The organism is Cryobacterium arcticum, from assembly GCF_001679725.1.
GTDB lineage: Bacteria > Actinomycetota > Actinomycetes > Actinomycetales > Microbacteriaceae > Cryobacterium > Cryobacterium arcticum_A.
In genome coordinates this window covers 2,626,163-2,648,846 of record NZ_CP016282.1, presented here as the reverse complement: position 1 = coordinate 2,648,846, position 22,684 = coordinate 2,626,163, and the positions used below count along the sequence as shown (strand labels likewise).

The following is a 22,684-nucleotide window of genomic DNA, read 5'->3' as shown; positions in this document are numbered from 1 at the left end:
GAGCGACCCGTGCGCGCTGGAACGGCGTGACGTGATCATGGACCCCCTCAGACCATTTCAGGGGGCCGCGCCGCGATTGTCAATGTGGCGCGCCCACGCGGGGCGATCGCAGCCCACTTGTTACGCGCGCCGGTTCTCCGCGCCGCTCTGTCCCTGCGGGCGGTCGGTACGCCATACTGTCGACTGGGTCAGCTGCCCCAGTGCAGTCCGCCCGTGGACGACGATGTTCCCGACAGCTCCAGTGAGGTGGTCAGATGACGATGACGCGGATTCCCGCCGTCGAAAGGCGCAGCATCCTGGTGGATGCCGCCCTGCGGGTGGTCGCCGAGCGCGGCGTGGCCCAGGCCACCACCCGCGCCATCGTGGCGGAGGCCGGTATGTCGCTGGCGAGTTTCCACTACGCCTTCGCGAGTCGCGACGAGTTGATGGCCGAACTCATCCGCCGGGTCGTCGCCCAGGAGGGCGCCGCCGTCCTGCCGGATCCGGCGGACCAGACCCACCCGATAGACCCGACAGGGCAGGCCGGGCCCGCGCCCCTCCGCCAGATCCTGCGCGAGGGCCTGCAGCGCTACGTCGACCACCTGGCGGCCGCCCCGCTGCGGGAGAAGGCGATGCTGGAGCTCACCCAGTGGGCACTGCGCTCCCCGTCGATGCAGCCCCTGGCCCGCCTGCAATACGAGCGCTACCACGCCCTGGCCGCCGAGGCACTGGACTCGGCCGCGGCGCGCAGCGGAACGCTCTGGGCGCATCCGCTTCCCGACCTCGCCCGCCTGCTCGTGTCGCTCACCGACGGCCTCACGATCGCCTGGCTGGTCGACCGCGACGAACGCGCCACGAGCGCGTTGATCGACCTGGCCGCCGACACCCTCGCCGCGTTGGGCCGACCGGCGGGAGTGTCCCCGCAATGACCTGTATGACCCGTATGACCCGTATGACAGCACTGACCAGAACGAAAGCGGTACGCCGATGAGCCTGGACCTGTCCCTCGACCCGAACGCCCCGGCCGCCGCGCCGTGGCTCACCCCGGCGAGCTATTGGCCGGACCTCACCGAGGCCACCCGTGACCTGGACGCCCCCGTCGGGGCCCTGCACCTCGGGGCGCTCCGCTACAACACCCACGACATGCTGGACCGCGCAGCCGGCTCGCCGATCCGGGTGGCCAGCAAGTCGTTGCGGGTGCGCGGCGTGCTCGAGGCGGTGCTCGCGCTGCCGGGCTACCGCGGCGTCCTCGCCTACACGCTCGCCGAGGCCCTGTGGCTGGCGGAGACCCTCGACGACATCGTGGTCGGCTACCCGAGCGTCGACCTCACCGCCATCCGGCGGCTCGGCCGGTCGGCCGACCTGGCCGGACGGGTGACCCTGATGGTCGATTCGATCGACCACCTCGACGTGATCGATTCCGTGCTGCCGCCGGCGCAGCGCGAGCGCATCCGCGTCTGCCTCGAGCTGGATGCCTCCTGGAACGCACCGGTGCTCGGCCACCTGGGCGTGTGGCGGTCGCCCGTGCACACCCCGGAGGACGCCAGGGCGCTGGCGGTCGCGATCGTGTCCCGGCCCGGCTTCGACCTGGTGGGCCTGATGGCCTACGAGGCGCAGATCGCCGGGCTCGGCGACCGGCCGGAGGGCCACCCCGTGCAGGGCCGCCTGAACGGCTGGGTGCGCAACCGGTCGATCGTGGACATCACCGCCCGCCGGGCCGCGGCCGTCGCGGCCGTGCGCCAGGTGGCCGACCTCGAGTTCGTCAATGGCGGCGGCACCGGGTCGCTCGAGAGCACCCACGCCGACAGGTCGGTGACCGACATCGCCGCCGGCAGCGGGTTCTTCGGCGGCCACCTGTTCGACAACTACTCCGGCTTCCGCCCGGCGCCGGCGGCCGCGTTCGCGCTCTCCGTCGTGCGGAAGCCCACCGCGGCATCCGCCACCCTGCTCGGCGGCGGCTGGATCGCGTCGGGCCCACCCGGTGCGGACCGCACGCCCCGCCTGGTCTGGCCGGAGGGACTCAGCCTGGTTCCGCGCGAGATGGCCGGGGAGGTGCAGTCGCCCGTCACCGGCTCGGCCGCCGGCCGGCTGCGGGTGGGCGACCGGGTCTGGCTACGGCACACCAAATCCGGCGAACTCAGCGAGCACGTCAACGAGTTCGCGCTCGTCGACGACGGTATGGTGATCGACATGTTGCCCACCTACCGCGGCGAAGGCAAGGCCTTCCTGTGACCGCCACCGGCGCCACCTGGCGCAACTGGTCGCGCAGCCAGGCCGTGGTTCCGGCCCGGGTGGAGCGGCCCACCAGCACCGGCGCCGTGCAACGCGCCGTGCTCGCCGCCGCCCGGTCCGGCACCCGGATCAAGGCCGTGGGCGCCGGGCACAGCTTCTCGGGCATCGCCGTGGCCCCCGGGGTGCAGCTCGACCTGGCCTTCTCCGGCGTGCTGCACGTCGACGAGGCCGCCGGCCGGGTGACGCTGGCCGCCGGCACCCACCTGCACGAGCTGCCCGCCCTGCTGAAACCGTACGGACTCGCCCTGGAGAACATGGGCGACGTCGACCGGCAGACCCTCGCCGGGGCCACCTCCACCGGCACGCACGGCACCGGTGCCCGGTTCCGCGGCCTGGCCGCCCAGATCGTGGCGGTGACCCTCGTCGTCGGCGACGGCTCACTGCTGCACGTCAGCGAGACCGAGAACCCCGAGCTGCTCCCGGCGGTGCGGCTGGGCCTCGGCGCCCTCGGCATCCTCGTCGACCTCACCGTGCAGTGCGTGCCGGCCTACCTGCTGCACGCCGTCGAAACCCCCGAACCCTTCGAGGCCGTGGTCGATGCCTTCGCCGACCGCAGCGGCGCGGCCGACCATTTCGAGTTCTACTGGTTTCCGCACACCGAGACGGTGCTCACCAAGACCAACACCCGGCGGCCGCTGTCCGCGGGCCGGGCGCCGCTCGGCCGGGTACGCCGCTGGATCGACGACGAACTGATCGCCAACGGCGTGTACCGCGCCACCTGCGCGGCCGGCGTGATCGTGCCGCCCCTGGTTCCCCGGGTGAACCGGCTCGCGGACCGGCTCACGGGACACCGGGACTTCACCGACCTCTCCCACCGGGTGTTCATCACCCACCGGTCGGTGCGCTTCCACGAGATGGAATACGCCGTGCCGCTGGAGCAGGTGCCCGAGGTGCTGCGCGAGGTGCGGGCCCTCATCCAGAAGCGCGGCTGGCGCATCTCCTTCCCCCTCGAGGTGCGCACCGCCGCGGCCGACGACATCTGGCTCTCCACCGCTCACGACCGGACCACCGGCTACATCGCGGTGCACCGCTACTTCCGGGAGAACCCCGGGAAATACTTCGCGGATGTCGAGGCGATTATGCAGGCGCACGGCGGACGCCCACACTGGGGGAAGATGCACGACCTCGACGCGGATGCCCTCCGCGCGGTCTACCCCCGCTTCGACGACTTCCTCGCCGTGCGGGACCGGCTCGATCCGGAGCGTCGATTCAGCAACCGCTACCTGGAAAGAGTCCTCGGCCGATGAGCAGCAACACCCCAGCGTCCCGCGCCTGGCAACACCGGGCGGGGGAGCTGGGAGACCGGCTGCCCACCGGATTCCAGATCGGCGCGTCGTCCTCCGCCTTCCAGATCGAGGGCGGCGCCCGCGACGGCGGCCGGGGCGAGTCCAGCTGGGACGCTTTCACCCGGCAGGGCGGGCGCATCCTCGACGGTCAGAACGCGTCGGTGTCGGCCGACCACATCGGCAAGCTCAGCGAGGACATCACGCTGCTCAGCGAACTCGGCGCCGACGTCTACAGGTTCTCCTTCGCCTGGCCGCGCCTGCAGCCCGACGGCCGGGGTTCGCTCCACCGCGCCGGGGTGGCCTTCTACGACCGGCTGCTGGACGAACTGCTCGCCACCGGCATCAGCCCGATGGCCGCCCTGTCGCACTGGGACATCCCGCTGGCCCTCGCCGGCGGGTGGTTGAACCGGGACACCGCCTGGCGGTTCGGCGACTACGCCTACCAGATGGGCGAGCTGTTCGGCGATCGGATCGACGCCTGGGTCACCATCACCGAACCGGCGACCGTGATGTTCAACGGGTACACGATCGGCGTGCACGCGCCGGGGGAGACCCTGCTCTTCGACGCGCTGCCGGCCGCCCACCACCAGCTCCTCGGCCACGGCCTCGCCGTGCAGGGCCTGCGCGCCGCCGACGTGCGCGGCCGCATCGGCATTGTCAACGCGCACACCCCCGTGCAGAGCGCCACCGACCGGGAGGCCGACCGCACGGCCGCGACGCTCTACGACCTGCTGCAGAACCGGCTCGTCGCCGACCCCGTGCTGCTCGGCCGCTACCCCGACCCGGCCGGCGAGTTCGAGACCGAGCTGCGGATGCTGCACGAGATCGAACCGGACGACCTCCGCACCATCCATCAGCCGTTGGACTTCTACGGCGTGAGCTACTCCCAGCCCACCCGCATCGCTGCCGGAGCGCGCGGTCCGGTGAGCCCGGACGGGACCGGCCCCGCCCTGAACCGGCTCCCGTTCCACACCGAGGCGTTCCGCGAGCATCCGGCCACCGGTTTCGGCGTGCCCATCGCGCCGGAGTACCTCGCCGTGGCCCTGACCGAACTGCGGGACCGCTACGACGAGGCCCTGCCGCCCGTCTATGTCACCGCCGGGGCCGGGTTCCCCGACCGTGCCGACGTGCGCGGCGAGGTCACCGACCCGGCCCGCATCGACTACCTGGCCGAGCACCTGCTCGCGGCCGTGGAGGCCGTGGCGCCCGGCGGGCCGGCCGAGGGCGTCGACCTGCGCGGCTACCTGGTGCGGTCGCTGCTGGACGGCTTCGAGTGGGAAGCGGGCTACACTCAGCGCTTCGGCCTGGTGTACGTGGACGTCACCGACCCCGCGCGGCCACGCACCCCCAAGCTCTCCTACACCTGGCTGCAGCACGTCCTGAGCTCCCGCTAGTGGCGAACTAGGGGGTGCGGCGGCGCAGGGTGACCGAGCCCAGCACTACCGCGCCGACGATCCAGGCCAGGATCACGAGCAGTTCGCCGAGCACATGGCCGGTGTCCTCGCTGCCGGAGGCCACGGCCTCGAGCGCGTCGATGGCGTGCGAGAGCGGCAGGGCGTCGCCGATCGCCTGCAGCACATCCGGCAGCTGGTCGCGCGGCAGGAAGATCCCGCCGAGCAGGATCTGCGGGAACACCAGCACCGGCATGAACTGCACCACCTGGAACTCGGTGCGCGCGAACGCGCTGGCCAGCAGGCCCAGGGTCGTGCCCAGCACGGCATCCGCCACGGCGACGAGCAGCAGCAACCAGATCGACCCCGAGATGGTCAGCCCGCACACCAGCACGGCGTAGAGGCCCGCGATGCTCGACTGCAGCACCGCGAGCAGCCCGAAGGCCAGCGCGTACCCCACGATGAAGTCGCCGCGGCCGAGCGGCATCGACAGCAGCCGCTCCAGCGTGCCGGTGCGCCGTTCCCGCAGGGTGGTGATGCTGGTGACCAGGAACATCACGATGAACGGGAACAGCGCGATCATGGCCGGCCCGACGGACTCGAACACCGGGGTGTCCGAGAAGATCCAGGCCACCAGGCCGATCAACAGGCTCGGCACCACCAGCAGCAGCACGATGGTGCGCGGATCGTGCCGGATCTGGGTGAGCACCCGGCCGGCGGTCGCGAGGGTGCGGGACGGCGTCATGACCGTTCCCCGCGCTGGATCAGGGCCAGGAAGGCCGCCTCGATGTCGGTGGTCGCCGTGGCGGTGAGCAGCCCGGCCGGGGTGTCGTCGGCCAGGAGCGCGCCGTCCCGCATCAGCAGCAGCCGGTCGCACCGGGCGGCCTCGTCCATCACATGGCTGGACACCAACAGGCTCGTGCCGGCGGCGGCGAGCCGGTGGAACAGCTCCCACAGGTCGCGGCGGAGCACCGGGTCCAGGCCCACCGTGGGTTCGTCGAGCACCAGGAGCTCGGGCGAGCCGAGCAGCGCCACCGCGAGGGACACCCGGCTGCGCTGTCCGCCGGAGAGCGACCCGGCCAGCTGGCTGGAGGTCGCGCCCAGGTCCGTCGCTTCGATGACCCGGGCCACGTCGCCCCGGCCCGCGCCCAGCACGGCCCGGAAGTAGTCCAGGTTCTGCCGCACCGTGAGGTCGTCGTAGACACTCGCGTCCTGGGTCACGTAGCCCACCCGGCGGCGCAGGGTCGCGGTGCCGGCCGGTCGGCCGAGCACGGTCACGGTGCCGGACTGCACGATCTGCACCCCCACGATGGCCCGCATCAGCGTGGTCTTGCCCGACCCGCTCGGGCCGATCAGACCCACCACCAGGCCGGCCGGGATGGTGACGTCCAGGCCACGCAGGACCGGCTTTGAGCCCCGTCGGGTGCGAAGCCCGCGCACCTCGATCGCCGCTGGGCGTTCCGACTGCTCCATACCTGGATTATTCGCCGGTCAGGGCATTAAGTCACGCGTCGGCGGCGGGATTCCTTGGAGTGTCATGGGAAGCACATGGGAGCCCCAGCGAGCTTCGTTATGATTGTGCTGCATCGCACACATGCTGCAGCGGTCCGCCCCCGGCGCACGGCTGAAACGCACGTTCAATCGCAAGGAGACGCTGCCATGGAATGGCTCATTCCGGTCCTCATCGTTGTCGTACTCGTGGTCATCGCGGGTATCTACCTGTGGGCCACCTACAACTCGCTCATCACGCTCAAGGTGCGGGTGGACGAAGCGTGGAGCGACATCACCGTGCAGCTCAAGCGTCGTGCCGACCTGATCCCCAACCTGATCGAAACGGTCAAGGGGTATGCGGCGCACGAGAAGTCCGTCTTCGAGAACGTGACGAAGGCCCGCGCCGAGACGCTGTCCGCGCAGGGCCCGGTCGACGCCGCCGCAGCCGAGAACCACATGCAGACCGCCCTGAAGAGCATCTTCGCGGTGGCCGAGGCCTACCCGCAGCTGCAGGCCAGCCAGAACTACCTCCAGCTCCAGGGCGAACTGGTCGACACCGAGGACAAGATCCAGGCCTCCCGCCGGTTCTACAACGGCGGCGTGCGCGAGCTGAACACGAAGATCCAGGTCTTCCCGAACCACCTGTTCGCGAAGAACCTCGGCTTCACCCAGCGTGAGTTCTTCGAGGTCAGCGACTCGGCTGCCATCGCCGAGCCGCCCCGCGTCCAGTTCTAGTCCTGCCGAAGAGGATCCATGTATAGCGCGATCGCGCGGAACAAGCGCAACACCGTCTTCATCATCGTGCTCTTCCTGGTGATCATCACCGGGCTCGGCTGGCTCGCGAACGCCGTGTACGGCAACGGCGGCTACGGCATCCTGATCCTGACGATCGTGGTCGCCGGCGGCTACGCCCTGGTGCAGTACTTCGCCGCCGGTCGGCAGGCCATCTCGATGAGCGGCGGCATCCGGGTGAACAGCGTCACCGACCACCCCCGGCTCTGGCGCATCGTGGAGAACCTGTCGATCACCACCGGCACGCCGATGCCCGAGGTGTACATCATCAACGACCCGGCGCCCAACGCCTTCGCCACCGGGCGGGACCCGCAGCACGCGATCGTGGCCGCGACCACGGGTCTGCTCGACATCATGGACGACGCCGAACTCGAGGGCGTCATGGCCCACGAGATCGGGCACGTGCGCAACTACGACATCCGCGTGTCGATGATCGTCTTCGGCCTGGTCGTCGCCGTGGGCTTCATCTCCGACATGTTCCTGCGGATGGCGTTCTTCGGCCGCAACAACAACAGCAACGGCAACCCCGTGGTGCTGGTGTTCGGGCTGGTCGCCATGATCGTGGCCCCGCTGATCGCGTCGATCGTGCAGCTGGCCGTCTCCCGGCAGCGCGAATACCTGGCGGATGCCACGGGCGCGCTCACCACCCGGCAGCCGGATGCGCTCGCCAGCGCCCTCGCCAAGCTCGGCGAGTACGGCCGGCCGATGCGCAAGCAGAACACCTCGATGGCGCACCTGTGGATCGCCGACCCGCTCAAGCCCGGCGTGATGGACAAGCTCTTCGCCACCCACCCGCCGCTGAACGAGCGCATCGAGCGTCTGCACGCTATGGGCAGCAAGTTCTGAGGAACTAGGCCAGCTCGGCGGCCAGCCCGGCCGCCAGGGTGCCGCGTGGCACCACCTCGATCTCGGCCAGGCCCTGCCAGGCCGCGGTGCTCCGCAGCACCTCGGCCAGGCGGGCGGCGGTGTCGGCCGGGGCTCCCGGCTCCGCCCAACTGGCCTGTACGCGCAGCACGCCGGCCTGCCGGTCGTTCTTGAGGTCCACCCGGCCCACCACGGTGTCACCCAGCAGCACCGGCAGCACGTAGTAGCCGAACTTCCGCTGCTCCTTGGGCGTGTAGATCTCGATCCGGTAGTGGAAGCCGAACAGCCGCAGGGCCCTCGCGCGTTCCCACACCACGGGATCGAACGGGCTCAGCACGGCCGCGGCGTCCATCCGGCGCGGCAGCCGGGCATCCCGGTGCAGCCAGGCGGCGCCCGGGGTCCCACCGCGGCCCCAGCCGGGAACCTGCACGGCAATGAGCTCCCCGGCGTCCTCGAGCTCGGCGATGGCCGCACGGGTGGGTTCGGTGCGCAGCCGGAAGTAGTCGGCCAGGTCGCTCACCGTGCCGATGCCGTGCGCCCGGGCGGCCTGTGCCACGAGGGAGCGGTGCGCGTCGGCTGCGGAGACCTCACGATCCAGAAGGGCCGTACTGAAGACCCGCTCGGGCAGCGCGTAGACCCGCTCGAACCGCTCCCGGCCGCCGCTGACGACGTCACCCCAGCGAAACAGCGTCTCCAGGCCGATCTTCACATCGGACCAGCCCCACCAGGGCCCGGTGCGGGTGTTGGCGTCGTGCTCGATGGCGCTGGCGCGCATGGGGCCGTTCGCCGCCAGCTCGCCCAGCAGCCAGGCCAGCATCGGGGCGTTGTCCCGCGACCAGTGCGCATCGTCCGCGGCCGCCTTCTCCCGGTAGGCCTGCATCCGCCAACGGAACAGCGGCCAGTCGTCGACCGGGATCAGCGAAGCCTCGTGCACCCAGTACTCGGTGAGCCGGGGCGCGGCGCCGGCGCTCAGCCTGTCGAGCTGAGCCTTGTCGTACGGGCCGAGCCGGCTGAACGCGGGCACGTAATGGCTGCGCTCGAAGACGTTGACCGAGTCGATTTGCAGCAGGCCGAGGCGCTCCACGAGGGCGCCGAGCTGACGGATGCCGACGGCGGCCGGAGCCGGCTTGCCGAAGCCCTGGGCGGCGAGGGCCACACGGCGGGCGAGAGCGGGGGAGATCGTCTGGAGCACGCCTCGACACTACCGGCGGCCGACGACATCCGACGTTCACGCTGTGTTCAGCACCAGGGCGCATCGGGTCCACCCGACGCTCCTAGTCTCCTCAGCGACCGGTAAGCCAGCACCCTGGCCGGTCGAGACGCCCCCACACCCTGCTCACAACGGAGGAACCGTGCTTACCACCCGAACCCTGGCCGCCACCATCGCGGCGACCGCCATCGTCGCCCTCACCCTCACCGGCTGCGCGAGCGGCACGGCCGAGGCGACTGGCACCGACGGCTCCGTCGACGCCGCCACCGCGACGAGCGTCTCCGCCTTCGGCGACCTGGCCGCCCTCGAGGACGCTGCCAACGCCGAGGGCGCCCTGAACGTCATCGCCCTGCCGCGGGACTGGGCCAACTACGGCGCGGTCCTCGACCTCTTCGCCGAGAAGTACCCCGACATCACCATCACCGAGTCCGCCCCCGACGGCTCCAGCGCCGAGGAGATCCAGGCGGCCCAGAACCTGGCCGGCCAGGACACCGCCCCCGACGTCTTCGACCTCGGCCTGGCCGTCGCCCTGGCGAACACCGACCAGTTCGCGCCCTACCAGGTGGCCACCTGGTCGGACATCCCCGACGCCCTCAAGGAGGAAAGCGGCCTGTACGTGGGCGACTACGGCGGATACATGGCCGTGGGCTACGACCCCGACTCCGTTCCGGCGCCCACCAAGCTCAGCGACCTGCTCGGTGCGGACTACAAGGGAAAGGTCGCCATCAACGGCGACCCCACCCAGGCCGGTGCGGCCTTCGCCGCCGTCGGCATGGCCGCCGTGCAGAACAAGGGTTCGGTGGACGACTTCCAGGCCGGCATCGACTTCTTCGGCGACCTCAACGCGGCCGGCAACCTCGTGAAGATCGACCCGACCCCCGCCACCATCGCGTCGGGCGAAACCCCCGTCGTCTTCGACTGGGACTACCTCAACGTGGGCTACGGCACCCAGCTGGCCGGTGAGCGCAACTGGGAGGTCGTGGTCTTCCCCGGCACCGGATACGCCGGCTACTACAACCAGGCGATCAACAAGGATGCGCCGCACCCGGCCGCCGCGCGTCTCTGGCAGGAATTCCTCTACAGCGACGACGCCCAGAACCTGTGGCTCGCCGGCGGCGCCCGCCCGGCCCGCGCCGATGCCATGGCCGACGCCGGAACCATCGACACGAAGCTCTTCGATGCGCTCCCGACCGTTCCGGACACCACCGTGGTGCCCACGGCCGCCCAGAGCGAGGCCGCAGCGACGCTTCTCGGCGAGAAGTGGGCAGCGGCTGTCCAGTAGGTTCCGTGCACCGGCAGCAGCCCTCGGGCTGCTGCCGTTCGCGGTGTATGTGCTGCTCTTCCTCGCGCTGCCGACCCTGATCGCGGTCGTCACCGGGTTCATCGGCGCCGACGGCGGCTTCACGCTCGACACCCTCGCGGCACTCGGCAACCCGATCGTGCTCAACGCCTTCGGCAGCTCGGTCTGGTTGTCCGCGCTCACCGCCGTGATCGGTGCGGTGCTGGGCGCGCTCGTCTGTTACGCGCTGCTCGGCGCCCGCCCGGACGGCGCGCTGCGCTCCACCGTCGATTCGCTCAGCAGCGTGATCGCCCAGTTCGGTGGCGCGATGCTGGCCTTCGCGTTCACCGCGACCATCGGCATCCAGGGCATGGTCACCGTGCTGCTGCGCGACACGTTCGGCATCGACATCTTCGCGGATGGAGTGTGGCTGTACGAACTGCCCGGCCTGGTGCTGCCCTACATCTACTTCCAGGTGCCCCTCATGGTGATCACGTTCATGCCCGCGCTCGCGTCGCTCAAGGTGACCTGGGCGGAAGCCAACGCCACACTCGGCGGCACGGCACGCAGCTACTGGCTCCGGATCGCGCTGCCGGTGCTCGCACCGTCGTTCCTGGGCAGCCTGCTGCTCCTGTTCGCCAACGCGTTCTCCTCGTACGCGACGGCAGCCACCCTGATCAGCCAGGGCGCGCAGATCGTCCCGCTGCAGATCCGCTCGGCGTTGACGAGCGAAACGATGCTCGGCCGGGAGAACCTGGCCGGGGCCCTGGCGCTCGGAATGATCATCGTCATGAGCGTCGTCATGACCGGTTACGCACGGCTGGCGTCCCGCGCGGCCCGGTGGCAGCGATGAGTCGGCGGGACGGGCGGGGCCTGAACACGGCCGGCGGGGTGGCGCACGCGCCCACCCGGCTCATGCGCACCGTGATCCTCGTCTCCGTCGGCCTGGTCTTCGCCATCCCCATCCTCGCCATGGTCGAGTTCACCCTCCGCCGGGGCCTTGCGGGCGGCTACGACCTGCACCGCTGGACGGACCTGTTCCAGGGCGGCCTCACCGGCGCGTACCGCCCCGTGCTGGCCGCGCTCGGCAACTCCCTCGGCCTGGCCGTGGGCACCGTGGCCATCGTGCTCGTGCTGCTGGTGCCGACCATGCTGCTCGTGCACATCCGGTTCCCCCAGCTGCGCCGAGTGCTGGAGATCATCTGCATCCTGCCGATCTCCATCCCGGCCATCGTTCTCGTCGTGGGCCTCGCCCCGGTCTTCTCGGTCGTGGCCCGGCTCGCCGGTAGCGGCGTCTGGACGCTGGCGTTCGCCTACGGCATCACGGTGCTGCCGTTCGCGTACCGGGCCATCCAGGCCAACCTCGACGGCGTCGACGTGCGCACGCTCAGCGAAGCGGCGCGCACCCTCGGCGCCGGCTGGGCCAGCGTGCTGCTGCGGGTTCTGGTGCCGAACCTCCGCCGCGGCATCCTGGCCGGGTCGTTCATCGCCGTGGCCGTGGTGCTGGGCGAATTCACCATCGCATCGCTGCTCAGCCGGGTGAACCTGCAGACCGCACTCGTTGTGGTCGGCAAGAACGATCCGTACAGCGCCGTGATCCTCTCGCTCCTGGCACTGCTGGCGGCCTTCGTGCTGCTGCTGGCCATCGGCCGGCTCGGCAGCGAGCGACGCCGGAGCACGGCCGCGCCCGCCCCGACACCACTCACCCGAAGCGGAGACACCCCATGACCACACCCCGCCTGACGACGGTGCCGACCAACACCGGGCAGACCCGCACCGGTTCGGTCGTCGAATTCACCGGGGTGACCAAACGCTACGGCACCCACCTCGCCCTGACCGATTTCGACCTCACCCTCGCGGCCGGCGAACTCGTCGCGCTGCTCGGCCCCAGCGGCAGCGGCAAGACCACGGCCCTGCGGGTGCTGGCCGGGCTGGAGTCGACCGACGCCGGACGCATCCTGATCAACGGCGACGACGTCTCCGGCGTGGCCACCAGCCGGCGCGACATGGGCATGGTGTTCCAGTCCTACTCGCTGTTCCCGCACCTGAGCGCGGGCGAGAACGTCGAGTTCGGCCTGCGGATGCGCCGGGTGCCGGCCGTCGAGCGCCGCGAGCGCGCCGCCGCCGCGCTGGCCCTGGTGGGCCTGGACGCCCACTACGACAGGTTCGCCCACCAGCTCTCCGGCGGTCAGCAGCAGCGGGTGGCCCTGGCCAGGGCGCTCGTCACACAGCCCAGGGTGCTGCTGCTGGACGAACCCCTGTCGGCCCTGGACGCCAAGGTGCGGGTGGGGCTGCGCGAGCAGATCCGGCGCATCCAGACGGAACTGGGCATCACGACGCTCTTCGTGACCCACGACCAGGATGAGGCCCTCGCCGTGGCCGACAGGGTCGCGGTCATGCGTGACGGCAGGCTGGAACAGGTCGGCACGCCGGAGGAGCTCTACACCCGGCCCGCGACAGCGTTCATCGCCGACTTCGTGGGGTTGAGCAACCGGCTCGCCGGCGTGGTGCGGCACGGCTTCGCCGAGGTGCACGGCATCACCCTGCCGCTGCTCGACCCGTCCCAGGCGGATGGCCCGGTGCAGGTCTTCGTGCGGCCGGAAGACCTCACGCTGGCCGCGGCCGGGCTGCCCGGCGACAGCCTCGCCGGCACCGTGCTGCTCTCCAGCTTCCTCGGCTCGTTGCGGCGCACGAGCGTGCTGCTCGAGCAGGGCGGCACCGTCGTCGTGCAGCACGACGTGCGCGAGCGCCCGGAGCCGGGGGAACGGGTGGTCGTGCGCTTCTCCGGCGCCCCGGTGCCGGTCGAGCCGGACGGTGCCGACACGACCGGTGCGAGGCCGACGCCGTCTTAGACTGTTTCGGTGAACACATCGTCGGGAAAGACCGGTTGGTTCGGGCGCCGAAACGGACGCCCGCGTGGGGCTGCACGCGGAGTCGTTCCCGCCGTGGGGGTGGCGGTGCAGCCGGTGCCCACACACGGTGCCGCCGCCGACGTGCCCAACGGGGTCGACGAGAACATCCCAACGGGCCTTCGCCTCGCGGGCGCCTGGTCCTGGCGGTTGCTCGTGATCGCCGGCGCCATCGCCGTGCTGCTCTTCCTGGTGGTCCAGCTGCGCTTCATCGTGATCCCGCTCCTGGTGGCGGTGCTGGTGTCGGCCCTGCTGGTTCCCCTGGTGTCCTTCCTCACCCGGCACCGCTGGCCCAAGGGCATCGCCGTGGCCGTGGCCCTGGTCGGCACCCTCGCCGTGATCGCGGGTCTGGTCACCCTGGCCGTGACGCAGATCGCCTCGGGCTCGGCCGGGCTGAGCGAACGGTTCGCCGCCTCCTACGCGAACCTCACCCAGGCCCTGGCGACCTCACCGCTGCAGCTGAGCAACGCCGAGATCACCGGCTACCTCAACCAGGCCGTCACGGCCCTGCAGGCGGATAGCCAGATCTTCATCAGCGGCGCCCTCTCGCTCGGTTCCTCGCTGGGGCACCTGGCCACGGGCCTGCTGCTGACCCTGTTCAGCCTGCTCTTCATCCTTATCGACGGCGCCGGGATCTGGAACTGGATCGTGCGGATCTTCCCGCGCCGGGCCCGGGCCGCCGTGGCCGGCGCCGGTGCCGCCGGCTGGACCACTCTCGGCAACTTCGCCCGGGTGCAGATCCTGGTGGCCACGATCGACGCCATCGGTATCGGCGCGGGCGCCGCGATCCTCGGAGTGCCCATGGCCATCCCGATCGGGGTCCTGGTCTTCCTCGGCTCGTTCATCCCGATCGTCGGCGCCGTCGCGACGGGCGCCGTCGCGGTGCTCATCGCGCTGGTGTTCAACGACTGGTTCGTCGCACTGCTCATGCTCGGCGTGGTGCTGCTCGTGCAGCAGATCGAGGGGCACGTGCTGCAGCCGCTCATCATGGGAACGGCCGTGAAGGTGCATCCGCTCGGCGTCGTTCTCGTCGTCGCGGCCGGCGCGCTGCTGGCCGGCATCCCCGGCGCCCTGTTCGCGGTGCCCGTGGCGGCCGTGCTGAACGTTATGATCAGCTACATCCATAGCGGCGCCTGGCGCGGGGGAGTGCCCCAGGCCGGCGCACCAGCCGGGTCGGTGCTGTGGCAGACCGTTCCGCAGCGGCCGGGTTTCCGGCAGCCGCGTGCGCTGCCCGCCGCTTCGAACAACCGAGGACAAGAGACCCGTTCATGACAGACACCCCCGCTGACCTGCTGATCGGTCCGACCCTGGCCGACTTCGAGGCCGCCCGCATCGTGGTGGCCCGCGTGGCCGACGTCACGCCGATGGAAAGCTCAAGGTACCTCTCCACGATTCTGGGCTCGCCGGTGTACCTCAAGTGCGAGAACCTGCAGCGCACCGGGTCGTACAAGATCCGCGGCGCCTACAACCGGCTCTCCAAGCTCACCGACGAAGAGAAGTCCCGCGGCGTCGTCGCCGCCTCCGCCGGCAACCACGCCCAGGGGGTCGCCTTCGCGGCCCGGGAACTCGGCATCGAGGCCACCATCTTCATGCCCGTCGGTGTGGCCCTGCCCAAGCTGCAGGCCACCCGGGACTATGGCGCCCAGGTGATCCTCCGCGGCCACACCGTCACCGAACCGCTCCTGGCCGCCGCCGAATACGCCCGGGAGACCGGCGCGATCCTCATCCCGCCGTTCGATCACCCGGATGTCGTCGCCGGCGCCGGCACCCTCGGCCTGGAGATCCTCGACCAGGTGCCCGACCTCGAGACGGTCATCGTGCCGATCGGCGGCGGTGGCCTGACGGCCGGCATGGCCAGCGTGCTCAAGCAGTACGCGGCCCGGCACGGCCGCACCATCCGCGTGATCGGGGTGCAGTCCGAGAATGCGGCCGCCTACCCGCCGTCGCTCGCGGCCGGCGAAGCCCTCGCGATCGACATCAACCCGACCATGGCCGACGGCATCGCCGTGGCCAAGCCGGGACTGCTGAACTTCGACATCATCCGCGACGCCGTCGACGAGATCGTCACCGTGAGCGAAGACGACATGGCCCGGGCCCTGCTGGTGCTGCTCGAGCGCGCCAAGCTCGTCGTCGAACCCGCCGGCGCCGTCTCGGTGGCCGCCATCCTGGCCGGCAAGATCACCGGATCAGGTCCCACCGTGGCGATGCTCTCCGGTGGCAACATCGACCCGCTGCTCATGCAGCGCGTGATCAGCCACGGCCTGTCCGCCTCCGGCCGGTACCTCACCCTGCGCATCATGCTGCCGGACCGCCCGGGCCAGCTCGCGCGCATCTCCGAGCTGCTGGCCGAGGCACGGGCCAACGTCATCGAGGTGCTGCACACCCGGCACGGCGTTGGCATCCAGATCAGCGAGGTCGAGATCGACATCAGCGTGGAGACCCGCGGTCCTGAGCACCGCCAGCACGTCGTCGACACGCTGCGCGCAGCCGGGTACGACCCGCGCACGGACTGAGGGCGTGAAAAAACGGCCGGCTGCTCACGCATCCGGCCGTTTCACGTTCGTGTGCGGCAATCAGCCGGTGAAGGTCTCCACGAGGTGGATCTCGACGGCGATCTGCTTGCCGTTGGGGGTCTCGTAGCTCGTCTTCGCGCCGACCTTGAGACCGATGATGGCCTCGCCCAGGGGGCTCTTCTCGCTGTACACGTCGAGGTCGCTGTCACCGGCGATCTCGCGGCTGCCGATGAGGAAGCGGCTCTCGTCGCCCGCGATCGTGGCGGTGATGATGGTGCCGGGCTCGACGACGCCCTTGCTCTCGGGGGCGTGGCCCACCTCGGCGGTACGCAGCAGCAGCGTGAGGGTGCGGATGCGGGCCTCCATCTTGCCCTGCTCCTCCTTGGCCGCGTGGTAGCCGGCGTTCTCCTTGAGGTCGCCCTCCGACCGGGCGGACTCGATCTTGTTGGCGATGTCCACCCGCGCGACGGTGCTGAGAGTGTCCAACTCCGCAGCGAGGCGGTCGTAGGCCTCCTGGGTCAGCCAGGTGACCGAAGTTTCGGTAGTCATGGTTCTCTCCTTCTCGTGCGGATCGGTGAAGCGCCGGCAGATAGTGCGCCGATGGTGCCGCCGCATGGCGACAACAGTCGGTGTGGCGGCCCTGGGCTGTGGCGGCCGTAGGCCGGGTTCAGCTGGAATACAACTGACGCCCCGACAGCTGTCAGGGCGAATACATCAGTCTAGGTCAACCAGCAGCGGTAAATCAATCCGGTATTGCTCAGTTCGGTGGTGTGCAGTACCTCGGTGAACGACCGGGTGTACTGGTCCGACGGCGGCACGTCGATGACCTTCCACCCCACGACAGTGAAGCTCTCGTTGAGGGCCTGCACCGCGCAGCTGGAGGGGGTGCCGCTGGGCACCGACACCTCGAAGGTGACACTGATGGTGTTCTCGTCGATGATGCTGTGCCGGGTGTCCCTGGCCTCGATCGAGGGCCCGGCGCCGTCCAGACCGGCCCAGACCACCCAGGCCGTGAGGATCACCGCGAACGCGCCGGCGACGATCCACAACACCCGCCGGTCACGAAGCCGGGTGCCGGGGGTTCGCCCATAGCGTTTGTCGAGATTGCTGCTCACGGCCACTCAGACTCCACACTCACTCTTCAACGATTAGGCTTGTACCCAAGGTTAGCTGGCATTTCTGAGGAGTTTCATGACGCTGCGGCTCTTGGCAGTGCACGCCCATCCCGACGACGAGTCGAGCAAGGGCGCCGCAACATACGCGTACTACCGGAGCCTCGGAGCCGAGGTGCTCGTGGTGAGTTGCACCGGTGGCGAGCGGGGCAGCATCCTCAACGAGGACCTGACCCACCTGGCCATGGCGGAACGGGACCTGTCCGGTCTCCGGCGCCTGGAGATGGCGGCCGCGCAGAAGGCGCTGGGCATCCAGCACCGCTGGCTCGGCTACCAGGACTCCGGCATGCAGGACGACGGCGGGGTGCCCAAGAACTCCTTCGCGGACGTGCCGCTGGAGGTCTCGGCCGAGCCGTTGGTGCGCATCGTCCGTGAGTTCCGCCCGCAGGTGCTGATCACCTACGACGAGAACGGCGGCTACCCGCACCCCGACCACATCCGTACCCACGAGGTGTCGCTGGAGGCCTTCCGCGCCGCAGCGGACCCTGACCGGTACCCGGACGCCGGTCCGGCGTGGCAGATCGAGAAGCTCTACTACGACCGGATCTTCAACCTCGAACGCATGGACGCCATGTACCTCGAGCTGAGCGTCACCGAGCCGGATTCCGACCTGCTCGAGCCGCTCGCCAGCGCCAGGGAGCGCATGAGCGAGTACCCGAACCTGGCGACCACGCACGTGCCCATCGGCGATTTCCTCGAGGTGCGCGATGAGGCCCTCAAGGCGCACGCCAGCCAGGTCTCGCCCACGAGCAGCTTCTTCTTCTGGCCGAATGACATGGTGCGCAAGGCCTGGCCCTATGAGGACTTCCAGCTCATCGAATCGAAAGTTGACACCGTCATGCCCGAATCCGATCTCTTCGCGGGCGTCACCGACACGGTCGACGCATGAGTGTCATGCCCGCCCTGTCCCCGGTGCTCGACTTCATCCTCTCGAACACCCCTCCGCCGGAGTTCAACCCCGACACCGTCACACCGGGCCCGTGGGGCTTCTTCGCGATCTTCTTCGTCGCGGCGGTGACGCTGCTGCTGGGCATGGACCTGGCCCGGCGCATCCGGCGAACCAACTATCGTGCCGAGATGCAGGAGCGCCTGGCGGCCGAGGTCGCCGAGCGTGACGCCGCAGCGGGCGACGAGAAGAAGGCCGACGACCGCTAGAGCCCTACGGGTAGAGCGGATGCGTCGCGATGATCAGGATCGCGACCCAGTGGCAGAGGAACGCCACCACGGTCAGTGCGTGGAAGATCTCGTGGAATCCGAAGACCCCGGGGATCGGGTTGGGCTTCTTGAGGCCGTAGACGACGGCGCCGACCGAGTAGCAGAGCCCGCCGATCATGATCAGCGTCATCATCAGGGCGTCGGCCTGGAAGAAGTCGACGATGAACATCAGCGCGCCCCAGCCCAGCGCCAGGTACAGCGGCACGTAGAGCCAGCGCGGAGCGTTGATCCAGAACACCCGGAAGGCGATGCCGAGCAGCGCGCCGCCCCAGACCAGGGACAGCAGCAGCACGGCCTTGTCCGGCGGCAACGCCAGCACCGTGATGGGCGTGTACGACCCGGCGATCAGCAGGAAGATGTTGGCGTGGTCGATGCGCTTGAGCAGCAGGCGCGTGCGCGGCTGCCAGGTGAAGCGGTGGTACAGCGCCGAGTTGCCGAAGAGCAGCATCGAACTGGCCACGAAGACCGCCGAACTCCACTTGGCCGCCGGGCCGTCCGCCGCCAGCAAGAGGATGATGCCGGCCACGATGGTGACCGGGAACGTCCCCGCGTGGATCCAGCCCCGCCAGGTCGGCTTCTCGGGGACGGGGTGCTCGATCTCGTCTTCGAGCAGGGGAAGATTCGGGATGTCGTCCGAGGGGGCCATGCTGTCAGGATACGGCAGCCCAGCGGGGTGCGCGGCGCGGACGCGGGCCGGATTGGGTTAGCGTAACTGTGTGCACATGCGGCAAATCACCCTCGGACGCGGACTCCTCTACCGGGTCTACCAGCGGCGGCTTCGCCGCGGGCTGACGTCGGCGGTCCTGCCCCGCCACGTCGCCATGATCATCGACGGCAACCGGCGCTGGGCCAAGCAGCTCGGCTACGACTCCGCCGCCCACGGGCACCGCGCCGGGGCCGCGAAGATGCGCGAATTCCTCGAGTGGTGCGACGACCTGGGCATCTCCGTCGTGACGCTGTACCTGCTCTCGGCCGACAACCTCACCCAACGGCCCACCGAGGAGCTCGACGCCCTCTTCGAGATCATCGCCGACCTCGCCGAGGACCTCTCGCACTATCGGGACTGGCGGGTGCAGCAGGTCGGGTCGAAGAAGTGCCTGCCCGGGCCGCTCGAGGCCGCCCTGAGCGCCGCGGAGGCCCGCACGAGCGACCATCGGGGTCTGCACGTGAACCTCGCCGTGGGGTACGGCGGTCGCACCGAGATCACCGACGCCATGCGCAGCATCGTCGCCACCCACCACGCCCACGGTGGCACCCTCGAGGACCTCGCCGAGACCCTCACCCCCGAGCTCATCGGCCAGCACCTGTACACGGGCGGCCAGCCCGACCCCGACCTGGTGATCCGCACCTCGGGCGAGCAGCGGCTGAGCGATTTCATGCTCTGGCAGAGCGCACACAGCGAGTTCTACTTCGTCGAGGCGCTCGGCCCGGACCTGCGCCAGGTGGACTTCCTGCGGGCCCTGCGCGACTTCGCCAAACGGCACCGCAGGTTCGGCGGATGAGGCCGGCAGAGCCGGCTCTCACGGCCTCCTACCTGGACGGCTTCACCGAAGACCCCGGCTACCTGGACTACGGCCGGATCGGACCGCTCTCCCGCGCCGTCCTCGCCGAGAGTCTCGGACAGGGCGAGATCCTCGCGCGCGCCCGCTACGGCAGCCTCGGCCACTTCGGTGGGCAGGACCTGCGGATGCGCGCGGCCGTCGCCGCGCTCACCCGGTTCCGCGCCGACCAGGTCGTGGCGCAACCGAACACCAGCATGGGCCTCATGCACGCCATGTTCGGCCTGACCGGCGATGTGCTGCTCTCGCCGGCCGACTTCCCCAGCCTGCCGTTCGCGGCCATGCGCGCCGCGGAGGCCCTGCACGTCGCCACGCCGCTCTGGCTCGAGGCCGGGACGACATCCGAGCGCGCCGGCCAGGTCACCCCGCGGCAGGTGCGCGACCAGCTCACGCCGGGCACCGTCGCGGTGGCCGTGAGCCTGGTCGACTCCCGCACGGGATTCCGCACCGACCTGGAGGGCATCCGCCAGGTCATCGGCGACCGACTGCTCATCGTCGACGCCATCCAGGGCTTCGGCGTGGTCGACGCCGCCTACGAGGTAGCGGATGTGGTCGCCTCCGGCGGACAGAAATGGGCCAGGGCCGGGTGGGGCACCGGTTTCCTCGCCCTGAGCGACCGGGCCGTCGAGCGCCTCACCCCGGTGATGAGCGGCTTCACCGGCACCATGCCGGCCGGCTCGGACGAGCTGCCGTGGGACGACGTGCCGCCGCCCGTGCGCGCCGCGGCGGCGTTCGGGGTCACGAACGCCGACGGGATCGCCCAGGCGAGGTTCGCGAGCGCGCTCGAGGAGATCCAGGCCGTGGGCGTGGACGTCATCGAGAGTGCCGTCGCGGCCAACACCGAACGCCTGATCGACCTGGCCGACGAATTCGGCATCGGTGTGGCCAGCTCCCGCGATGCGCGGGAACGCGCCGGCATGGTCGTGCTGCAGCCGCCGGCCGAACGCCTGACCGCGCTGGGCGCCGCCCTGCACAACCACGGCCTCACGACCACTGTGCGGTCCGGCAGCGTGCGGCTGAGCACCCACGCGCGACTCGCCGAGGAGACCGTGGACATGCTCCGCGGCGCCTTCGTCGCGTACACCGCGGCCGCCCGGTACTAAGCCGCGGCACGTATTCGCATCCGGTTCCGCCCGGATTAACGTCTGATGACGTTGGGCGTGTCGCCTTTCCAATTGTCGGCCGATCGACGTACCTTCGACTCATCAGGTACGGCACCTGATCGAGACGGCCACATAAGTACGGCTCGAGAAAAAAGCTTGTGGTCGCTCGCCAACAAATCCGCACCTCACGGTGCGGGGTGGGAGTGGTTGTGACCGCTAATCGAACCGACTACCTGAACACAGATCTCCGGAACGCGGAGCAGACACCGTCAGGGGTCGACCAAACCGAGCGCACCTTCGTGCTGGACACCTCGGTTCTCCTGTCCGATCCCAAGGCCATCTTCCGTTTCGCCGAGCATGCCGTGGTGCTGCCCGTCGTGGTCATCACGGAGCTGGAGTCCAAGCGCAACGACCCGGAGATCGGGTACTTCGCCCGTCAGGCGCTGCGGTACCTCGACGAACTCCGGGTGAAACACGAACGACTCGACTTCGCCATCCCGGTCGGGGACGGCGGCAGCCTCAGGGTCGAACTCAACCACTCGAACATGTCGGTGCTGCCCAGCGGCCTGCAACTGGGCGACAACGACTCGCGCATCCTCGCCGTGGCCATGAACCTGGCCAACGACGGGCTTGCCGTCACCGTGGTCTCCAAAGACCTGCCGCTGCGGGTGAAGGCCGCGTCGATCGGCCTGGCCGCGGACGAGTACCGGCACGAGCTGGCCGTGGATTCCGGCTGGACGGGCATGGACGAGATCACCCTGAGCGCCGAGCAGGTGAACGACCTCTACGACACGGAGTCGCTGCAGACCCGTCTCGTGCAGGACATGCCGGTCAACACCGGCCTGGTCATCCACTCCGACCGCGGCTCCGCGCTCGGCAGGGTCACCGGGCGGGGCGAGCTGCGGCTGGTGCGCGGCGACCGCGACCTGTTCGGCCTGCACGGCCGTTCGGCCGAGCAGCGCCTGGCGATCGACCTGCTGCTCGACCCGGAGATCGGCATCCTGTCGTTGGGAGGGCGAGCGGGAACGGGGAAGTCCGCGCTGGCCCTCTGCGCCGGCCTGGAAGCCGTGCTGGAGCGCCAGCAGCACCGCAAGATCATGGTGTTCCGGCCGCTCTACGCGGTCGGCGGCCAGGAGCTCGGCTACCTGCCCGGCGACGCGCAGGAGAAGATGGGCCCGTGGGGCCAGGCAGTCTTCGACACCCTCGGCGCGCTGGTGAGCGAGAACGTGCTCGAAGAGGTCGTCGAACGCGGCATCCTCGAGGTGCTGCCGCTCACCCACATCCGCGGCCGCAGCCTGCACGACGCCTTCGTGATCGTCGACGAGGCCCAGTCCCTGGAGCGGAACGTGCTCTTGACGGTGCTCAGCCGCATCGGGCAGAACTCGCGGGTGGTGCTCACGCACGATGTGGCGCAGCGCGACAACCTGCGGGTGGGCCGCTTCGACGGGGTCGCCAGCGTGATCGAGACGCTCAAGGGTCACCCGCTGTTCGCCCACATGACGCTCACCCGGTCGGAGCGCAGCGCGATCGCCGCCCTGGTCACGGAGATGCTGGAGGGCAACGAGCTGGCCTGACAGCGCTGACCAACACCAGCGAAGAGGGGCGAACCGGATGCGTCAGCATCCGTTT

The 22,684-nt window shown here is 70.0% G+C and carries 23 protein-coding genes; 17 read left to right on the top strand and 6 right to left on the bottom strand.

Annotation, left to right across the window (positions count from 1 at the left end):
• Window positions 1–254: 254 nt before the first annotated feature.
• From PA27867_RS11915 to PA27867_RS11900, 4 genes are read left to right on the top strand one after another with little or no spacing between them, the layout of a single operon-like run.
• Window positions 255–908, top strand: coding sequence for a TetR/AcrR family transcriptional regulator (locus PA27867_RS11915; RefSeq protein ID WP_084021067.1), 654 nt, complete (start codon window positions 255–257; stop codon window positions 906–908).
• 58 nt (window positions 909–966) lie between these two features.
• A complete protein-coding gene (locus PA27867_RS11910; protein ID WP_066596599.1) occupies window positions 967–2,211 on the top strand; it encodes an alanine racemase in 1,245 nt (414 codons plus the stop codon).
• Window positions 2,208–3,518 (top strand): D-arabinono-1,4-lactone oxidase, encoded by a 1,311-nt coding sequence (locus PA27867_RS11905; protein ID WP_066596596.1) that lies wholly within the window; start codon window positions 2,208–2,210, stop codon window positions 3,516–3,518. The genes PA27867_RS11910 and PA27867_RS11905 overlap by 4 nt, the downstream gene beginning before the upstream one ends.
• Complete coding sequence (locus PA27867_RS11900; protein ID WP_066596595.1) at window positions 3,515–4,951, top strand: glycoside hydrolase family 1 protein; 1,437 nt, start codon at window positions 3,515–3,517, stop codon at window positions 4,949–4,951. Before PA27867_RS11905 ends, PA27867_RS11900 begins: the two co-directional genes overlap by 4 nt.
• 7 nt (window positions 4,952–4,958) lie before the next feature.
• Here the strand turns inward: PA27867_RS11900 and PA27867_RS11895 are convergent, their stop codons facing one another.
• Together PA27867_RS11895 and PA27867_RS11890 are read right to left on the bottom strand one after the other, a co-directional pair.
• The gene (locus tag PA27867_RS11895; RefSeq protein WP_066596592.1) at window positions 4,959–5,693 is read right to left on the bottom strand and encodes an ABC transporter permease; all 735 of its coding nucleotides are present in this window, start codon (window positions 5,691–5,693) and stop codon (window positions 4,959–4,961) included.
• Window positions 5,690–6,421, bottom strand: a complete 732-nt coding sequence (locus PA27867_RS11890; RefSeq protein WP_066596591.1) for an ABC transporter ATP-binding protein — start codon at window positions 6,419–6,421, stop codon at window positions 5,690–5,692. The genes PA27867_RS11895 and PA27867_RS11890 overlap by 4 nt, the downstream gene beginning before the upstream one ends.
• Before the next feature lie 186 nt (window positions 6,422–6,607).
• Here PA27867_RS11890 and PA27867_RS11885 point away from each other — a divergent pair, with 186 nt between their 5' ends.
• A complete protein-coding gene (locus tag PA27867_RS11885) occupies window positions 6,608–7,174 on the top strand; it encodes a LemA family protein (protein ID WP_066596588.1) in 567 nt (188 codons plus the stop codon).
• An 18-nt stretch (window positions 7,175–7,192) separates the two neighbouring features.
• Window positions 7,193–8,077, top strand: coding sequence for a M48 family metalloprotease (locus PA27867_RS11880; RefSeq protein ID WP_066596586.1), 885 nt, complete (start codon window positions 7,193–7,195; stop codon window positions 8,075–8,077).
• A gap of 4 nt (window positions 8,078–8,081) precedes the next feature.
• On the opposite strand, the gene PA27867_RS11875 is transcribed toward PA27867_RS11880, so the two are convergent.
• Window positions 8,082–9,287 (bottom strand): winged helix-turn-helix domain-containing protein, encoded by a 1,206-nt coding sequence (locus tag PA27867_RS11875; protein WP_066596583.1) that lies wholly within the window; start codon window positions 9,285–9,287, stop codon window positions 8,082–8,084.
• A gap of 160 nt (window positions 9,288–9,447) precedes the next feature.
• Between PA27867_RS11875 and PA27867_RS11870 the strand changes: the two genes are divergently transcribed.
• The 6 genes from PA27867_RS11870 to ilvA are packed head-to-tail and all read left to right on the top strand — an operon-like array spanning window position 9,448 to window position 16,006.
• On the top strand, window positions 9,448–10,587 hold the full coding sequence (locus tag PA27867_RS11870) for an ABC transporter substrate-binding protein (RefSeq protein ID WP_066596581.1): 1,140 nt from the start codon (window positions 9,448–9,450) through the stop codon (window positions 10,585–10,587).
• The gene (locus PA27867_RS11865; RefSeq protein WP_420480673.1) at window positions 10,484–11,437 is read left to right on the top strand and encodes an ABC transporter permease; all 954 of its coding nucleotides are present in this window, start codon (window positions 10,484–10,486) and stop codon (window positions 11,435–11,437) included. Before PA27867_RS11870 ends, PA27867_RS11865 begins: the two co-directional genes overlap by 104 nt.
• Window positions 11,434–12,312, top strand: coding sequence for an ABC transporter permease (locus PA27867_RS11860; RefSeq protein ID WP_066596578.1), 879 nt, complete (start codon window positions 11,434–11,436; stop codon window positions 12,310–12,312). Before PA27867_RS11865 ends, PA27867_RS11860 begins: the two co-directional genes overlap by 4 nt.
• The gene (locus tag PA27867_RS11855; protein ID WP_157109207.1) at window positions 12,309–13,436 is read left to right on the top strand and encodes an ABC transporter ATP-binding protein; all 1,128 of its coding nucleotides are present in this window, start codon (window positions 12,309–12,311) and stop codon (window positions 13,434–13,436) included. The genes PA27867_RS11860 and PA27867_RS11855 overlap by 4 nt, the downstream gene beginning before the upstream one ends.
• Window positions 13,437–13,445: 9 nt before the next feature.
• Window positions 13,446–14,765: an AI-2E family transporter gene (locus tag PA27867_RS11850; protein ID WP_236900696.1), complete on the top strand. Its 1,320-nt coding sequence runs from the start codon at window positions 13,446–13,448 to the stop codon at window positions 14,763–14,765.
• Complete coding sequence (ilvA, locus tag PA27867_RS11845) at window positions 14,762–16,006, top strand: threonine ammonia-lyase (RefSeq protein ID WP_066596574.1); 1,245 nt, start codon at window positions 14,762–14,764, stop codon at window positions 16,004–16,006. Before PA27867_RS11850 ends, ilvA begins: the two co-directional genes overlap by 4 nt.
• Window positions 16,007–16,066: 60 nt before the next feature.
• Here ilvA and greA read toward each other — a convergent pair whose 3' ends face one another.
• Together greA and PA27867_RS11835 are read right to left on the bottom strand one after the other, a co-directional pair.
• Complete coding sequence (gene greA, locus PA27867_RS11840) at window positions 16,067–16,555, bottom strand: transcription elongation factor GreA (protein WP_066596572.1); 489 nt, start codon at window positions 16,553–16,555, stop codon at window positions 16,067–16,069.
• Window positions 16,556–16,725: 170 nt separating this feature from the next.
• Window positions 16,726–17,121, bottom strand: coding sequence for a DUF4307 domain-containing protein (locus PA27867_RS11835; protein WP_167550840.1), 396 nt, complete (start codon window positions 17,119–17,121; stop codon window positions 16,726–16,728).
• Between the two features lie 76 nt (window positions 17,122–17,197).
• Between PA27867_RS11835 and mca the strand changes: the two genes are divergently transcribed.
• Together mca and PA27867_RS11825 are read left to right on the top strand one after the other, a co-directional pair.
• On the top strand, window positions 17,198–18,067 hold the full coding sequence (mca, locus tag PA27867_RS11830; RefSeq protein ID WP_208857254.1) for a mycothiol conjugate amidase Mca: 870 nt from the start codon (window positions 17,198–17,200) through the stop codon (window positions 18,065–18,067).
• A complete protein-coding gene (locus PA27867_RS11825; RefSeq protein ID WP_084021063.1) occupies window positions 18,064–18,333 on the top strand; it encodes a hypothetical protein in 270 nt (89 codons plus the stop codon). The genes mca and PA27867_RS11825 overlap by 4 nt, the downstream gene beginning before the upstream one ends.
• Before the next feature lie 4 nt (window positions 18,334–18,337).
• On the opposite strand, the gene trhA is transcribed toward PA27867_RS11825, so the two are convergent.
• A complete protein-coding gene (gene trhA / locus PA27867_RS11820; RefSeq protein ID WP_084021061.1) occupies window positions 18,338–19,039 on the bottom strand; it encodes a PAQR family membrane homeostasis protein TrhA in 702 nt (233 codons plus the stop codon).
• 76 nt (window positions 19,040–19,115) lie between these two features.
• Between trhA and PA27867_RS11815 the strand changes: the two genes are divergently transcribed.
• The 3 genes from PA27867_RS11815 to PA27867_RS11805 all read left to right on the top strand — a co-directional run bounded on the left by PA27867_RS11815 (window position 19,116) and on the right by PA27867_RS11805 (window position 22,629).
• The gene (locus PA27867_RS11815) at window positions 19,116–19,895 is read left to right on the top strand and encodes an isoprenyl transferase (RefSeq protein WP_066596567.1); all 780 of its coding nucleotides are present in this window, start codon (window positions 19,116–19,118) and stop codon (window positions 19,893–19,895) included.
• Window positions 19,892–21,055, top strand: coding sequence for an aminotransferase class V-fold PLP-dependent enzyme (locus tag PA27867_RS11810; RefSeq protein WP_066596564.1), 1,164 nt, complete (start codon window positions 19,892–19,894; stop codon window positions 21,053–21,055). Before PA27867_RS11815 ends, PA27867_RS11810 begins: the two co-directional genes overlap by 4 nt.
• Before the next feature lie 233 nt (window positions 21,056–21,288).
• Entirely contained in the window at window positions 21,289–22,629 is a 1,341-nt protein-coding gene (locus PA27867_RS11805) for a PhoH family protein (RefSeq protein WP_066599791.1), read from the top strand.
• Window positions 22,630–22,684 lie beyond the last annotated feature (55 nt).

Coding starts and splice junctions, on each gene's coding strand:
- PA27867_RS11915 (WP_084021067.1), top strand. CDS start 255: ATGACGATGACGCGGATTCCCGCCGTCGAAAGGCGCAGCATCCTGGTG.
- PA27867_RS11910 (WP_066596599.1), top strand. CDS start 967: ATGAGCCTGGACCTGTCCCTCGACCCGAACGCCCCGGCCGCCGCGCCG.
- PA27867_RS11900 (WP_066596595.1), top strand. CDS start 3,515: ATGAGCAGCAACACCCCAGCGTCCCGCGCCTGGCAACACCGGGCGGGG.
- PA27867_RS11895 (WP_066596592.1), bottom strand. CDS start 5,693: ATGACGCCGTCCCGCACCCTCGCGACCGCCGGCCGGGTGCTCACCCAG.
- PA27867_RS11890 (WP_066596591.1), bottom strand. CDS start 6,421: ATGGAGCAGTCGGAACGCCCAGCGGCGATCGAGGTGCGCGGGCTTCGC.
- PA27867_RS11885 (WP_066596588.1), top strand. CDS start 6,608: ATGGAATGGCTCATTCCGGTCCTCATCGTTGTCGTACTCGTGGTCATC.
- PA27867_RS11880 (WP_066596586.1), top strand. CDS start 7,193: ATGTATAGCGCGATCGCGCGGAACAAGCGCAACACCGTCTTCATCATC.
- PA27867_RS11865 (WP_420480673.1), top strand. CDS start 10,484: ATGCGCTCCCGACCGTTCCGGACACCACCGTGGTGCCCACGGCCGCCC.
- PA27867_RS11860 (WP_066596578.1), top strand. CDS start 11,434: ATGAGTCGGCGGGACGGGCGGGGCCTGAACACGGCCGGCGGGGTGGCG.
- PA27867_RS11855 (WP_157109207.1), top strand. CDS start 12,309: ATGACCACACCCCGCCTGACGACGGTGCCGACCAACACCGGGCAGACC.
- ilvA (WP_066596574.1), top strand. CDS start 14,762: ATGACAGACACCCCCGCTGACCTGCTGATCGGTCCGACCCTGGCCGAC.
- greA (WP_066596572.1), bottom strand. CDS start 16,555: ATGACTACCGAAACTTCGGTCACCTGGCTGACCCAGGAGGCCTACGAC.
- mca (WP_208857254.1), top strand. CDS start 17,198: ATGACGCTGCGGCTCTTGGCAGTGCACGCCCATCCCGACGACGAGTCG.
- PA27867_RS11825 (WP_084021063.1), top strand. CDS start 18,064: ATGAGTGTCATGCCCGCCCTGTCCCCGGTGCTCGACTTCATCCTCTCG.
- trhA (WP_084021061.1), bottom strand. CDS start 19,039: ATGGCCCCCTCGGACGACATCCCGAATCTTCCCCTGCTCGAAGACGAG.
- PA27867_RS11815 (WP_066596567.1), top strand. CDS start 19,116: ATGCGGCAAATCACCCTCGGACGCGGACTCCTCTACCGGGTCTACCAG.
- PA27867_RS11810 (WP_066596564.1), top strand. CDS start 19,892: ATGAGGCCGGCAGAGCCGGCTCTCACGGCCTCCTACCTGGACGGCTTC.